Below are 14435 nucleotides of genomic sequence, written 5' to 3' on the forward strand. Positions count from 1 at the left end.
GGGTGACCGGCCGGAAGTGACGGCCGCAGAGAGATCCTAGTCGCTGCCCGGACGAGCGCCGTCGGGCAGGTCCGGCTCCGTGGCCTGCGCCACTTCGATGACCTCGCCCTCCAGAACCTCGCCGGCGACGACCTCGGGCTCGACCACCACGGCCTCGACCACCTCGCCGCCCGACGCGGCGGACTCGGCGGCCACCGACGGCGGCGAGTCCGGTTCCCCCACCATCTCCGCATCGATCACGGTGGCGGACGACTTGGCGGACGTAGCCGTCACGGCGGTCACCGCGGTCGGGAGTGCGGGCACCGGGGCGGGGGCCTTGGCAGCCGGGGTTGCCGGCCTGGCCGCCACCCGCCGCTCCCGCGAACGCACCAGCGCGGCCGTCGCGGCGCCGAACACCGCCAGCCACCCGAAGGCCGCCCCGACGAAGACCGCGTTCACCCCGACCGTGCCGAACGTGCCGAGGTCGCCCCCGGCGGCGACGGCGAGCCCGCCCAGCCCGAGCGCGGCCGCCGCGGCCGCGGCCAGGGCCCGCTGCACCGCCTCGAGCGGGGAGGCCGCCCCGCGTGCGCAATCCCGGCCGAGCAGCACCCCGATCGCGGCGGGGACGGTCAGCAGCGCCACCGCGGCACCTCCGCCGCCGCCCGCCGGAAGCGCTCCCAGCACCGGCAGCGCGGGCACCTGGCCGCCGGTCACCTCCAGCACGCCGACCGAGGCGGTCCCGACGTGGAAGGCGGAGCCGAGCAGCATCGCGGTCGCGCCGACCACCACGTTCGGCAGGTACAGGATCGAGAGCACCGTCAGCCCGAGTCCGCCGACCAGCCCGTCCCCGGCGGCGATCAGCTCTCCGACCGTGTCCCACGAGGCGATCAACGCCACCGCGGTGAGCGCGGCACCGGAGGCCAGCAGCGTCGCCGCGGCCCGCAGCGCGGGCGGGCCCGCCGCCCACACCCAGGCGGGCACCGGCAACTGTGCGGTCAGCGGCCGCCACAGCCGGGTGCCCATCCCGATCACCGCGGCCACCAGGTGCACGGCCAGCACCCAGGCGAAGGCAACCAGCGCGTTCGGCGACGCCAGCGGGATCACCGCGGACGCGTCCTGCACGACGGCCAGCGCGATCGCGGTGACCAGCAGCGGACCGGACAGCGCCGCCCCGAGCACCCACCAGCGCTCGTGTCGCGGACTGTCCGCGCTGATCGCACCCGCGCAGGCCTTGGCGCCGGCCCAGATCATCAGCAGTGTCGGCAGCAGCGGCAGCACACCGAGGGAGGCGCCGCTGACGGTGAGCCCCACCTGGTTCACGGCCAGCCAGCTCGCCGCGACGGCCCCGCTGGTCCCGTTCAACTCGCTGTTCGAGGCGACCAGCGTCACCAGCACGCAGGTGGCGATCACCAGCAGCGCCAGCGCGGCCGGCCGGAAGGCGACCACCAGCAGGGCCCGGATCTGTTCCGGGGTCGGCGTCGGGCGGGGCGCGGTCACCCGGCCCCGGGCCGCCTCCCCGCGGGTGGGCGTCCGGACGGTGTCGCGGCTACGCAAGGAACTCATATCTCCTCGAGGGTGGCATCTCGGCGGGTGACGGTCGCCCAGGCGCGCCGACGACCGAAGCGCCGAACACAAGCGCGCCCCTCGGCGGACCGAGGGGCGCGACGTCGGTCGGGTCAGTCGTCGTCGGCGGGCTTGGCGGACGCGTCGAACGCCCGGGCCGGCGCGGCGGGGGCGGCGGCGTCGGGGGTGGCGGCGGGCGCACCGGCGGACGGCGCGGCCGAGTCGTCCGCGGCCGGCACCGGCGCGGCGGCCGGAGCCGACGGCTGCGGGGACGTGCCCGGCGCCGGGTAGGCCTGGGTCTGCGCGTACGGGTTGGCCTGCTGGCCGTAGCCGGCCGGGTACTGCTGCTCACCGTAGGCGGGCGGCGACATCGGCTGACCGTAGGCCGGCGGCTGACCGAATCCCGCCTGGGGCTGCGCCTGCGGCTGCGGCTGACCGTACCCCTGCGGGTACTGCTGCATCGGGTAGCCCTGTTGCGGCGCCTGCGGCTGGCCGTAGGCGGCCGGGTACTGCTGCGGATAACCCTGCGGCTGGCCGTACCCCTGCGGGTAGCCGGCGGGCCGCGGCGCCGGCACCTTGACCAGGCCCAGCTCCATGAGCACCACGGCGACCGCGAGCACCACCTGGACGAAACCGAGGATCAGGATGACGACCCCGCCCCACGCCAGCGTGACGCCGTCCGAGAGCGAGAACAGGAAGCACAGCGAGACCACGAAACCCACCACCGACGCGGCCGCGGCGATCGGCTCGTAGGAGTGCTCGGGCAGCAGCGAGAGGCCGGCGAGCAGACCCGCCAACAGGATCATCGCCAGCCCGACCACCGGGTAGCCGCCCTCGAACGAGGTCTGCGAGAGGGTGGCGTCGGCGAAGGTGCTGACCTTGGCGAACGGAGCGAATCCGGTGAAGAAGACGATGACGCCGAGCGCCAGCACGGCGAGCGTCATCAGGTGCGGCATGCCCTTCGCGCCCAGGCCCGTCGGCGGCTGCGAAGGCGGTCCGTAACCCGGTCCGGCGGGGGGGAAACTCATGTCGGCTCCTTGCAGTGGGCACGCGCGGAATCTTGCGCCCTTCACGCTAGCGCATGTCCGTGCTCCGACCCCGGCACGGAAACGCCGAAGGGCACCCGAACTCGCTGTGTGCGAGTCGAATGCCCTTCGGTGGTGCCGTCACGGGGTGACGGCGGGAGTGACCTAGACGGACAGACCCTGCAGGATCTCGCGCGCGAGGGCGGCCGTGGCGGACGGCGTCTTGCCGACCTTCACACCGGCAGCCTCGAGGGCCTCCTGCTTGGCCTGCGCCGTGCCCGAGGAACCGGAGACGATGGCGCCGGCGTGGCCCATGGTCTTGCCCTCGGGAGCGGTGAAGCCGGCCACGTAGCCGACGACCGGCTTGGTGACGTGAGCCTTGATGTAGTCGGCCGCACGCTCCTCGGCGTCGCCGCCGATCTCACCGATCATCACGATGACCTTGGTGTCGGGATCGTTCTCGAACGCCTCGATGGCGTCGATGTGCGTGGTGCCGATGACCGGGTCGCCGCCGATGCCGATGGCGGTCGAGAAGCCGAAGTCACGCAGCTCGTACATCATCTGGTAGGTCAGGGTGCCCGACTTGGAGACCAGGCCGATCGGACCGGTGCCCGCGATGTTGGCGGGCGTGATGCCGACGAGGGCCTCACCCGGGGTGATGATGCCGGGGCAGTTCGGTCCGATGATCCGGGTCTTCTTGCCCTTGGACTCGTTGTACGCCCATGCGTATGCGGAGTCCTGGACCGGGATGCCCTCGGTGATGACCACGAGCAGCGGGATCTCCGCGTCGATGGCCTCGACGATGGCGTCCTTGGAGAAGGCCGGGGGGACGAACGCGATGGAGACGTCCGCGCCGGTCTCCTTCATTGCCTCTTCGACGGTCGCGAAGACCGGGAGCTCGACGGTGGAGCCGTCAGCGGCAACGTGCGAGACCGTGGTGCCGGCCTTGCGGGCGTTGACGCCGCCGACGACCTGGGTGCCGGCCTTGAGCATCAGAGCGGTGTGCTTGGTGCCCTCGCCGCCGGTGATGCCCTGGACGATGACCTTGGAGTCCTTGGTGAGGAAGATTGCCATTGTTCTGTAAGTCCCTTACTTCGCTGCGTTAGCGAGCTCGGCGGCCTTGTCGGCGGCCTCGTCCATGGTGGCGACGACCGTCACCAGCGGGTGGTTGGCCTCGGCGAGGATACGACGACCCTCTTCGACGTTGTTGCCGTCCAGACGCACGACGAGCGGCTTGTTGGCCTCGTCGCCCAGGGTCTCGAGTGCACCGACGATGCCGTTGGCGACCGCGTCACAGGCGGTGATGCCACCGAAGACGTTCACGAACACGCTCTTGACCTGCGCATCGTTGAGGATGACGTCCAGGCCGGCGGCCATGACCGCTGCCGAGGCGCCGCCGCCGATGTCGAGGAAGTTGGCGGGCTTGACGCCGCCGTGGTTCTCACCGGCGTACGCGACGACGTCGAGGGTCGACATGACCAGGCCCGCGCCGTTGCCGATGATGCCGACCTCGCCGTCGAGCTTGACGTAGTTGAGGTCGTTCTCCTTGGCCTTGAGCTCGAGGGGATCGGTGGCGTCCCGGTCCTCGAAGGCCTCGTGGCCGGGCTGACGGAACGCGGCGTTCTCGTCGAGGGTGACCTTGCCGTCGAGGGCCAGGATCTCGTCGCCGGGGGTGCGGACGAGCGGGTTCACCTCGACCAGGATGGCGTCCTCGTTGATGAACACCTCCCACAGCTTCTGGATGGTGATCGCGGCGGCGTCGAGGACCTCGGCGGGCAGCTTGCCGGCCTCGGCGATCTCACGCGCGAACGCCAGGTCGACACCCTTGACGGCGTCCACGGGGATCTTCGCGAGGGCGTCGGGGTTCTCCTCGGCGGTGACCTCGATCTCGACGCCACCCTCCACCGAGCACATGGCCAGGTAGGTGCGGTTGGTGCGGTCGAGCAGGAAGGAGATGTAGTACTCCTCGGCGATGTCACTGGCCTCGGCAACCAGCAGCTTCTTGACGACGTGACCCTTGATGTCCAGGCCCAGGATCGCCTCGGCGTTGGCCACTGCGGCATCGACGTCGGGCGAGTACTTCACGCCGCCGGCCTTGCCGCGGCCGCCAACCTTGACCTGTGCCTTGACCATCACCGGCTTGCCGATTTCCTCGGCAATCTCGCGCGCTCCGGCGACCGTGTCGGTAACACGCCCGGCCGAAGTCGGCACACCGTGCTTGGCGAAGAGTTCCTTCGCCTGGTATTCGAAGAGATCCATCTGCTCACCGTCTCGTCTGCTTGACGCCCGCTCGAGGGGTAAGAGCGGGTCCGTTCGGACATTATCTAGTTGAATCGCCGCCACGCCGATCGCCTCGGTGGTATGTGGCATATCTCACCGGGGACACCTGGAGCGCGGCAGCTCACCGCAGCCGGGATCGAACCGCCACGACAGCGGCCGCACCCAGCAGCACGACTCCAAGGATCGCACCCACCGCTCCGGGGCCTGCGACCGGCTCGGCTACCCGACCGGTGGCCAGCGGCCAACCGATCAGGTATGTGCCCATTGCCAGCGCCGCGCCCGCGAGCAGAGACGCCCCTCGGGCGGGCCGGGACCGGGCCGCCACCGCGACCGCGACCACCACGACGACGACCAGCAGCACCCGGACCCACAGGTCGACACCCCGGCCGGGACCGGGACCGACGCCGTCGACGAGCGGCTGCGCCAACCCGACCACGGACGCGAGCGCCCCCGCCACGCCGACACCCAGGACCGCCGGACGCAGCGCCGCGGGCTCGGAGGTGTCGATGCCGTCCCGCTCGGTGGACCCCGCGCACGCCGCGCCGAGGCCCGCACCGACCGCGGCGAGCGCGGACAGCGTCAGCACCGTGGCGCCGGGCCCCCACCCCACACCGGGCACGTCCAGGACCGGCAGCACCGCCGCGAACACCCCGGAGACCGCCGCCACCTGCGCCGCCCAGAGCACGCCGACCGCGGGACGGACCAGCGCCGCGAACTCCGAGAGCAGCAGCCAGACACCGGCGACCACCAGCACCGCGCCGGTCACCAGCACCACCCGGGTGGCCGGCACCGACGGGAGCGCGGTCCAGCCGGTGGCGGTCAGCACCGGCAACAGCGATCCCGCCACCGCGAGCAGTCCGGCGGCAATGGTGACCACCCCGGTTCTCGCGTGCCAGCGCCCCACCCGGGACCGAACGGCGGCGTCGGCCGCCGCGGCCGCCTTCCGGCCCGAGGCCCCGGCCCGCGGCGCGGCGTCGGCAGGTCGCGACCGGCAGGCAAGCAACCGGGCCAGGCCACGCCGGGCCCGAGCCGCGGCGACCACCGGGACGGCCACCGCGACGGCGGCCAGCACCAGTCCGGCCAGCACGCCGACCACCGCGCCGGGCCCGACCGACACCCCGTCGGCCGCCACGCCCGCCGCGAACCGGGGCCCGACGAGCGAGAGCGCCGCGGTGGCGGCGCCCAGCATCGCGGCCGCCGCGACCTCGACGGAGGTGGCAACCAGCGACGCCGCGACCACGACCAGGAGCGCGGCCGCCACCAGTGCACTTCCGACGGCGACGGCCGCGGGCGCGTCGAGCAGCGGACGCATCAGCAGCACCGGGTCGGCGGAGTTCAACGGCCTGGCGCAGAGCGCGGCCGCCAGGGCGAGCGCGGCGGCAACGGCAACGCCTGCCAGCGGCGCCCCGATGCGGCGGCCCACCGCGGCACCGTCGTGGTCGGGAAGGTCGCTGCGTCCGTAACCGTCCTCGTGCGCGGCCCGGGCCACGGTCACCATGCCGAGCACTCCGGCGAGGACGGCGAGCCCGTGACCGAAGACCACCACGGCCGCGCCCGGGCCGACACCGAGGCGGGCCGCGGTCAGCGGCCGGAAGAGTTCGAGTCGGTTCGCGTCGATCGGACCGGCCCACAGCTGCAGGTCGGTCACCAGCAGCCCGAGCGCGAGCGCCCCGGCGCCGGCCAGCAGCGCACCCGCGACCGCGGGACGGCGACCGAGCAGCGCCACCAGTGCCAGCAGCGGGGCGGCGGTCGCGCAGACCGCGGCGACGACCACGGCGGCCGAGACCGCCTCCCCCGCGACCGGACGCGTCACCGCCAGCAGTGGCGCAATCGCGAGCGCGAGCGCCCCCAGCAGCGCGAGCAGGACTGCGACCGCCGACGTCGGCCGGCCGAGCCGTCGAACGGGGGGCCGGCTCGCAAGTGAAGTCACCACGGTCCGACGGTAGTGCCGCGCACGCGGAAATTCCCGCACCCAACCGTCGTGACCATTCTGTGACAGATGTCACATATCACTAAGTATGCACTCGAGGAGTTGCGGCCACTGCGACCGTTTCGTTACCGTCGCTGAGTCATTGTCACAGGCAGGTCACGAGTCGAGGAAGGTTGCAGGTCTTGTCTAAACACCGCACTTCCTTCACCACCAGCCGCTTTGTAACGCCGGCGGCCGACGACGACACCACCGCATATTCAAATATGCCGCAGTGGTCACCGCGTTACAGCGAGCCGGAAGCGCCCGCGGAGCCCCGGTACACCGGCGCCACGAGCTACCGCTCCGACGACAGCTACTCCCAGCTCGACAGCCCCACCCAGGACGACAGCTACTCCAGCCAGGCATTCGCCGGCACCGATCTCGACGCTCCCGCACGACGCGGTGGAGCACACCGGATCCCCACTCCCCCCTCCGCCCTCAAGGGCCGCGCCGCAGTGCTGGCAGTTGCCGCAGGCGCAGTCGGCGTCGCCGGCCAGTCCGTGATCACCGACGCCCCCGGCCCCGCCGGCGGGGTCGTCCTCGCCGCGGACAGCGCGTCGAGCATCGGCGCCACCGCCGAGCCGCAGGCCGCCCAGTTCGCCAGCACCGCGAACGCCGCGCCCGCCTCGCAGGCACCGCAGGTCCTCAACGTCGCCGACCCGGCGGACCTCGGCCAGTTCTCGAACCTGCTCGCCAAGGGCCAGCGAGTCGCCGAGGAGCGTGCCGCCCGCGAGGCCGCCGCCCGTCGTCCGCTCTTCGCCCTGCCCGCGGTCGGCTCCTTCACCTCGCACTACGGCTCCCGCTGGGGCTCGCTGCACGCGGGCGTGGACATCGCCAACGCCATCGGCACCCCGATCTACGCGGTCGCCGACGGCCAGGTCATCGACTCGGGCCCGGCCTCCGGCTTCGGCATGTGGGTGCGACTGCTGCACGCGGACGGCACCATCACCGTCTACGGCCACATCGACGCCTCCAACGTCTCGATCGGCCAGCAGGTCATGGCCGGCGACCAGATCGCCACGATGGGCAACCGCGGCTTCTCCACCGGCCCGCACCTGCACTTCGAGGTCCACCTCGCCGGCGAGAACAAGATCGACCCGCTGCCCTGGCTGGCCTCGCGCGGCATCAGCCTCGGCGTCGAGCGCGACTGACCGTCGCCTCCCCCAGTCACCGAAAAGGGCCGTCTCCCCCAGGGAGACGGCCCTTTTCGCGCGGCCGGGCCCTCGGTCCCGACCGACCGACCGGACCGGGACCGAGGGCCGATCGGCCGGTCTACAGCTTGACCATCGGGACGCCGCCGATCAGCATCAGCCGCACCTTGCCTGCCGAACCGAAGTCGACGGTCACCGTCGCGGTCGGCCCCGCGCCCTTGACCTCGAGCACCGAGCCCAGTCCGTACTTGTCGTGGCTGACCCGGTCACCGACCGCCAGCACCAGGTTGTTGTTGCGACCGCGCGGCGCACCGAAACTCGGGGCGGCCTCGGGTGCGGCCGACCGACCGCCACCGTAGCCGCCACCCCCGCCGTACCCACCGCTGCCGTAGCTGCCGCCGTAGCCCTGGCCGCCGCGCGCCCGGCCACCACCGATGGCGCCGCCCCCGGGGCCCGGATCCTCACGCCGCCAGTGCAGCAGGTTGGTCGGGATCTCCTGCAGGAAGCGGGATTCGGGGTTGGTGATCGGCTGACCCCACGCCGACCGCATCACCGCGCGGGTCAGGTACAGCCGCTGCCGGGCCCGGGTGATGCCGACGTACGCCAGTCGGCGCTCCTCCGACAGCTCGGCGGGATCACCGAGCGCCCGCATGTGCGGGAACTGCCCGTCCTCCCACCCGGTCACGAACACCACGGGAAACTCGAGGCCCTTCGCGGTGTGCAGCGTCATCATCGTGACCACGCCGTCGCCGTGATCGGGCAGCTGGTCGGAATCCGCCACCAGCGACACCCGCTCGAGGAACGCGGCCAGCGATCCGGGGTCCGGCTCACCCTCCCCGGGGTTGAGCTCGTCGACCTCGGCTGCCGCCGCGGCGCCCTCGAACGACTCGTCGATGTCCGGTTCCGGTTCCAGTCCGGCGGCGTTTCGGGCATCCGAACTGAATTCCCTTGCCACGCTGACAAGTTCGTTCAGGTTGTCGAGACGGGCGCCGTCCTGCGGGTCACTGCTCGCCTCGAGCTCGGCCCGGTACCCGGTGCGGTCGAGGACCGCCTCGACCACACCGCCGATGTCGATCAGACCGGTCTCGTCCGGCGTCATGGTCTCGCGGATGCCGTCCATCATCTCCGCGAACGCGGCGATCGCCTTCTGTGAGCGGGTGTTCAGCAGCGGGACGGTGCCGTCGACCGCGTCCTGCAGCGCGCGGGCGAACCCGATTCCGCGCTGCTCCGAGTGCACGGCCACGCAGGCCTCGGCACGGTCGCCGATGCCCCGGCGCGGGGTGTTGAGGATGCGCCGCAGGCTGACGGTGTCGTCCGGGTTCGCCAGCACCCGCAGGTACGCGACGATGTCGCGGACCTCCTTGCGCTCGTAGAAGCGGGTGCCGCCGACCACCTTGTACGGGATCCCGAGGCGGATGAAGATCTCCTCGAGCGCCCGCGAGGCGTTGTTGGTGCGGTAGAAGACCGCGACGTCGCCGAACTTGGCGTCGCCTGCGTCGACCAGCCGGTCGATCTCCGACGCCACGAACTTGGCCTCGTCGTGCTCGTTGTCGGCGACGTACCCGGTGATCAGCTCGCCCTCGCCGGAGTCGGTCCACAGCCGCTTGTCCCGACGGCCGGTGTTGCGGGCGATCACCGCGTTGGCCGCCGACAGGATGTTCTGCGTCGACCGGTAGTTCTGCTCGAGCAGGATGGTCCGGGCGTCGGGGTAGTCGTGCTCGAACTGCTCGATGTTGCGGATCGTCGCGCCGCGGAAGGCGTAGATCGACTGGTCGGCGTCGCCCACCACGCACAGCTCGGCGGGCTGCACCGTCGGGTCCGCCGACTCCCCGGCCGCCCCGACCAGCTCGCGCACCAGCACGTACTGGGCGTGGTTGGTGTCCTGGTACTCGTCGACCAGCACGTGCCGGAACCGGCGTCGGTAGTACTCGGCGACCTGGGGGTAGGCCTGCAGCAGCCCGACCGTCTCGCCGATCAGGTCGTCGAAGTCCAGGGCGTTGGCCGCCCGCAGCCGGGCCTGGTAGTGGCCGTACACGGTGGCCACCAGCCGGACCAGCTCGTTGGGGTCCTTGTCCGCGTCCGCCGCCGCCTGGTCGGGTCCGATCAGCTCGTTCTTGAGGTTCGAGATGTGGGTGGACAGCAGTCGCGCCGAGTACTTCTTGCTGTCGATCTCGAGGTCCTTGGAGATCATCGTCAACAGCCGCCGCGAGTCGTCCGCGTCGTAGATCGTGAAGTTCGAGTTGAGCCCGGTCAGCAGCGCCGCCTGCATCCGCAGGATCCGCACGCAGCTGGAGTGGAAGGTGGAGACCCACATGTTGCGGGCCCCCGGCCCGACCAGCTGCGCCACCCGCTCGCGCATCTCCGCGGCCGCCTTGTTGGTGAACGTGATGGCCAGCACCTGGCCGGGCGAGACGTCACGCTCGGCCAGCAGGTAGGCGATCCGACGGGTCAGCACCGCCGTCTTGCCCGATCCGGCCCCGGCCACGATGAGCAACGGCGAACCCGCGTGCACCACGGCCTCGCGCTGCTGCGTGTTGAGCCCCTCGAGGAGCCCCGCCGTGGAGGTACGGGTGTCCGCCTGACCTGCTGCAGAGAAAGTGTTCATCGCCTCTCAACGCTACCGGCGAGCACCGACAACGACGCCTCCGGATGGCCCCGGTCGTCGCCTCCGGCCGCTCCACGTGAGAAAATGTGGCCGACACGAGGAGAACATCACATGGGCACCCCAGTTTCCGCCGACGCGTCCGACGCCGACCTGCCCACCAGCGAGGCGGAGATCGACGAACTGCGCAAGGAGATCGACCGGCTCGACGCCGAGATCCTCGCGGCCATCAAGCGGCGCAGCGAGGTATCCCAGATCATCGGCCGCACCCGGATGGCGTCCGGCGGCCCGCGACTGGTGCACAGCCGCGAGATGAAGGTGCTCGAGCGGTTCAACGAGCTCGGCCAGGAGGGTCACACCCTCGCGATGCTGCTGCTGCGCCTGGGCCGCGGCCGCCTGGGGCACTAGCGGCTCGCGCCGTCCCAACTTCTGGAAGCACGCCAGCACAGCCGAATCCGTCACACTAGGCTCACCGCATGAGTCTCGACATCACCGGAACATCCGCCTGGCAGGAGTTGCGCGCGCACTACGACCTGGTCGCGCCCACCCACCTGCGCGAACTCTTCGCGGACGACCCGGAACGCGGTCGTGAGCTCACCCTGACCGCGGGCGACCTCTACATCGACTACAGCAAGCACCGGGTGAGCCGGGAGACGATGCGGCTGCTGGTCGAACTGGCCAGGGCGGCCGGGGTCGAGGAACGCCGGGACGCGATGCTGCGCGGCGAGCACGTCAACTCCTCCGAGGACCGGGCGGCGCTGCACACCGCCCTGCGACTGCCCGCGGACGCACAGCTGACGGTCGACGGCCAGGACGTCGTCGCCGACGTGCACGCGGTGCTGGCCCGGATGGGCGAGTTCACCGACCGGCTCCGGTCCGGCGACTGGCGCGGCGCCACCGGCGAGCGGATCACCACCGTGGTCAACATCGGCATCGGCGGCTCCGACCTGGGACCGGTGATGGCGTACCGCGCGCTGCGGCACTACGCGGACGCCGGCATCGCCGCCCGCTTCGTCTCGAACATCGACCCGGCCGACCTGGTGAGCAAGCTGGCCGGCCTGGACCCGGCGACCACACTGTTCATCGTCGCCTCGAAGACCTTCTCCACGCTCGAGACGCTCACCAACGCGACCGCCGCCCGCCGCTGGCTGACCGCTGCACTGGGCGAGGACGCCGTGGCCAAGCACTTCGTCGCGGTGTCCACCCACGAGCAGCGGGTGGCGGACTTCGGCATCGACACCGCCAACATGTTCGAGTTCTGGGACTGGGTCGGCGGCCGCTACTCGGTGGACTCCGCGATCGGGCTCTCGCTGATGGCCGTCGTCGGCAGGGAGGCGTTCGGCGAGTTCCTCACCGGCTTCCACACCATCGACCTGCACTTCGCCGAGGCGCCCCTCGAGCGCAACGCACCGGCCCTGCTCGGACTGATCGGGGTCTGGTACTCGAGCTTCTTCGACGCGGACTCCCGCGCGGTGCTGCCCTACTCGAACGACCTCGGCCGGTTCGCGGCGTACCTGCAGCAGCTCACCATGGAGTCGAACGGCAAGTCGGTCCGCTGCGACGGCTCCCCGGTGAGCACCCCGACGGGCGAGATCTTCTGGGGTGAGCCGGGCACCAACGGCCAGCACGCGTTCTACCAGCTGCTGCACCAGGGCACCCGGCTCTCGCCCGCGGACTTCATCGGGTTCGCCGAGCCGACCGACGACCTGCCGACCCGCGACGGCACCGGCAGCATGCACGACATCCTGATGAGCAACCTGTTCGCGCAGACCAAGGTGCTGGCGTTTGGCAAGACCGCCGAGGAGATCGCGGCCGAGGGCACCGCGCCGGAGCTGGTGCCGCACAAGGTGATGCCCGGAAACCGGCCGTCGACCACCATTCTCGCGCCGAAGGTGACGCCGTCGGTGCTCGGTCAGCTGATCGCGCTGTACGAGCACCAGGTGTTCGTCGAGGGCGTGGTGTTCGGCATCGACTCGTTCGACCAGTGGGGCGTGGAACTGGGCAAGACCCAGGCACTCGAGCTCGAGCCGTTGCTCACCGACGCGCAAGCGCCTGCCCCGCAGGCTGATTCGTCGACCGACACGCTGGTCCGGTGGTACCGGGGACGGCGCGGCCGGGCGGTCTGACCGACCCAGGACCTCGGGCCGCCAGGCTCATGCGACGTGGCCGTGCCTCGCCAACCGCGTCCACGCCTCGGTGGTGCGCACGGCCCCACGCCGGTAGGCCACCCGTCCCGCGAGGTCGTTCTCGGCCAGCCACCGCAACGCCGCGACACCCCGGCCGAGCGCGGCGGTCGCGGCCGCGTACGCCCACAGCCCGTCGTCGGTCAGCACGGTGACGGTCTCGAGCCCCGCATCGACGTCGCCCCGGCCCGGCACCGCGGCGCTCACGCTCGAGAGCGCGTTCCCGGTGAGCACCTCGACGACCGCGGCCGAATGGGTCACCCTCGCCGTCGCGTTCCCCCCGACCAGTACCTGCCAACCGCCGATCGGGCAGTGCCCCGCGGTGGCCACGACGTCGTCGATCCGGACCAGCACGCCGCACTCGAGCATGCCTGCGGCCACCCGGGCCGCCTCGTGCGCGGTGCCGGCCTTCGCGGTACCGGTGATGTCCAGGCACACCCCGAACGGGGCCAGCACGGTGTCACCGCTGACCCGGATGTCGGCGAAGGTCGGTTCCGGGTGGATCGGCGGCACCAGGACCGGGTCGGCCGTGTCCCGGGACAGCGGCGAGACCGCCCCGCCGGTCATCCGCGCCGCCCACAGTGCCGAACGGATCAGCGCGAGCAGCCGGCGACTGGCCTGAACCGGCGTGCCCTGCGCCAGGTTGACCGCGTGCAGCTCGGCGTCACCACACGAAAGGTCGCACGCCGCACGGACATCCGACAATGCCGCGGCCACGATGTCGGCGGCCTCGCCGAGCGCTGCCCACTCGGTGACGCGCACCTCGATGTCGCTGCCCCAGGTGCTCCACTGCGTACTCGGAACCATGATCGCGCTCCAGGTGCTCTCTCGCGCCGACCCGGAGGTCGGCCGGGGGGTGAAATACCAGTATGCGCCCTGATTCTGCCAATCGACCGCGGCGTGCGGAGTAACGTCGTCCCATGAGTGTGCGTATCGAGCGCGACCGCGCCGTCACCACCGTCGTCCTGCACCGGCCCGCGGCCCGCAACGCCGTCGACGGCCCCACCGCCGCCGCACTGGTGGACGCCTTCACCTCTTTTGACGCCGACGACACCGCCGCGGTGGCGGTGCTGTTCGGCGACGGCGGCACCTTCTGCGCGGGCGCCGACCTCAAGGCGCTGGGCACGGCGGACTCCAACCGGCTGGACCGGGACGGCGACGGCCCGATGGGCCCGACCCGGATGCGGCTCGGCAAGCCGGTGATCGCCGCGATCGCCGGGCACGCGGTCGCGGGCGGGCTCGAGCTCGCCCTGTGGTGCGACCTGCGCATCGCCGAGGAGGACGCGGTGTTCGGGGTGTTCTGCCGGCGCTGGGGCGTGCCGCTGATCGACGGCGGCACGGTGCGGCTGCCCAGGCTGATCGGCGCAGGCCGGGCGATGGACCTGGTGCTCACCGGCCGTCCGGTCGGCGCGCAGGAGGCCCTGTCCATGGGCCTGGTGAACCGGGTGGTCCCGGTCGGCCAGGCCCGGGCCGAGGCGGAGAAACTGGCCGCCGAACTGAGCGCGTTCCCGCAGACCTGCCTGCGTCAGGACCGGCTCTCGCTGCTCGGGCAGGAGGGCCTCGACGAGGACGCGGCACTGCGCGAGGAGTTCGAGCGGGGGCTGGTCGCGGTGCAGGCCGACGCGCTCTCCGGCGCGGCCCGGTTCTCGGCAGGCGAGGGCAGGCACGGCAGCTTCGGCTGAG

At 71.9% G+C, this 14435-nt stretch carries 11 protein-coding genes; 4 read left to right on the forward strand and 7 right to left on the reverse strand.

What is annotated here, in order from left to right; genetic code table 11:
• Positions 1 to 36: 36 nt before the first annotated feature.
• From ACFO6S_RS06685 to ACFO6S_RS06705, 5 genes are all read right to left on the reverse strand, one after another.
• Entirely contained in the window at positions 37 to 1542 is a 1506-nt protein-coding gene (locus tag ACFO6S_RS06685) for a cell division protein PerM (protein ID WP_378415313.1), read from the reverse strand.
• A 113-nt stretch (positions 1543 to 1655) separates the two neighbouring features.
• On the reverse strand, positions 1656 to 2570 hold the full coding sequence (locus tag ACFO6S_RS06690; protein ID WP_378415315.1) for a DUF5336 domain-containing protein: 915 nt from the start codon (positions 2568 to 2570) through the stop codon (positions 1656 to 1658).
• Between the two features lie 162 nt (positions 2571 to 2732).
• Positions 2733 to 3641 carry a succinate--CoA ligase subunit alpha gene (gene sucD / locus ACFO6S_RS06695; protein ID WP_378415317.1) on the reverse strand — a complete coding sequence of 303 codons (909 nt, stop codon included), beginning with the start codon at positions 3639 to 3641 and terminating at the stop codon, positions 2733 to 2735.
• A gap of 15 nt (positions 3642 to 3656) precedes the next feature.
• Positions 3657 to 4826: an ADP-forming succinate--CoA ligase subunit beta gene (sucC, locus tag ACFO6S_RS06700; protein WP_378415319.1), complete on the reverse strand. Its 1170-nt coding sequence runs from the start codon at positions 4824 to 4826 to the stop codon at positions 3657 to 3659.
• A 142-nt stretch (positions 4827 to 4968) separates the two neighbouring features.
• Positions 4969 to 6780, reverse strand: coding sequence for a hypothetical protein (locus ACFO6S_RS06705; RefSeq protein WP_378415320.1), 1812 nt, complete (start codon positions 6778 to 6780; stop codon positions 4969 to 4971).
• A gap of 179 nt (positions 6781 to 6959) precedes the next feature.
• Here ACFO6S_RS06705 and ACFO6S_RS06710 point away from each other — a divergent pair, with 179 nt between their 5' ends.
• Positions 6960 to 7967, forward strand: coding sequence for a M23 family metallopeptidase (locus ACFO6S_RS06710; protein ID WP_378415322.1), 1008 nt, complete (start codon positions 6960 to 6962; stop codon positions 7965 to 7967).
• Positions 7968 to 8088: 121 nt separating this feature from the next.
• Here ACFO6S_RS06710 and ACFO6S_RS06715 read toward each other — a convergent pair whose 3' ends face one another.
• Positions 8089 to 10572, reverse strand: a complete 2484-nt coding sequence (locus ACFO6S_RS06715) for a UvrD-helicase domain-containing protein (RefSeq protein WP_378415324.1) — start codon at positions 10570 to 10572, stop codon at positions 8089 to 8091.
• 111 nt (positions 10573 to 10683) lie between these two features.
• Between ACFO6S_RS06715 and ACFO6S_RS06720 the strand changes: the two genes are divergently transcribed.
• Together ACFO6S_RS06720 and pgi are read left to right on the forward strand one after the other, a co-directional pair.
• Positions 10684 to 10977, forward strand: coding sequence for a chorismate mutase (locus tag ACFO6S_RS06720; RefSeq protein WP_072842886.1), 294 nt, complete (start codon positions 10684 to 10686; stop codon positions 10975 to 10977).
• 68 nt (positions 10978 to 11045) lie between these two features.
• Positions 11046 to 12695, forward strand: coding sequence for a glucose-6-phosphate isomerase (gene pgi, locus ACFO6S_RS06725; RefSeq protein ID WP_378415326.1), 1650 nt, complete (start codon positions 11046 to 11048; stop codon positions 12693 to 12695).
• A 27-nt stretch (positions 12696 to 12722) separates the two neighbouring features.
• Here pgi and ACFO6S_RS06730 read toward each other — a convergent pair whose 3' ends face one another.
• Positions 12723 to 13559, reverse strand: a complete 837-nt coding sequence (locus tag ACFO6S_RS06730) for an FAD:protein FMN transferase (RefSeq protein WP_378415327.1) — start codon at positions 13557 to 13559, stop codon at positions 12723 to 12725.
• Between the two features lie 113 nt (positions 13560 to 13672).
• On the opposite strand from ACFO6S_RS06730, the gene ACFO6S_RS06735 reads away from it, so the two are divergent.
• Positions 13673 to 14434, forward strand: coding sequence for a crotonase/enoyl-CoA hydratase family protein (locus ACFO6S_RS06735; protein WP_378415329.1), 762 nt, complete (start codon positions 13673 to 13675; stop codon positions 14432 to 14434).
• Position 14435: the final 1 nt, after the last annotated feature.

The sequence above is a fragment of the Rhodococcus kronopolitis genome, from assembly GCF_042654025.1.
Classification (GTDB): Bacteria; Actinomycetota; Actinomycetes; order Mycobacteriales; family Mycobacteriaceae; genus Rhodococcus_G; species Rhodococcus_G kronopolitis.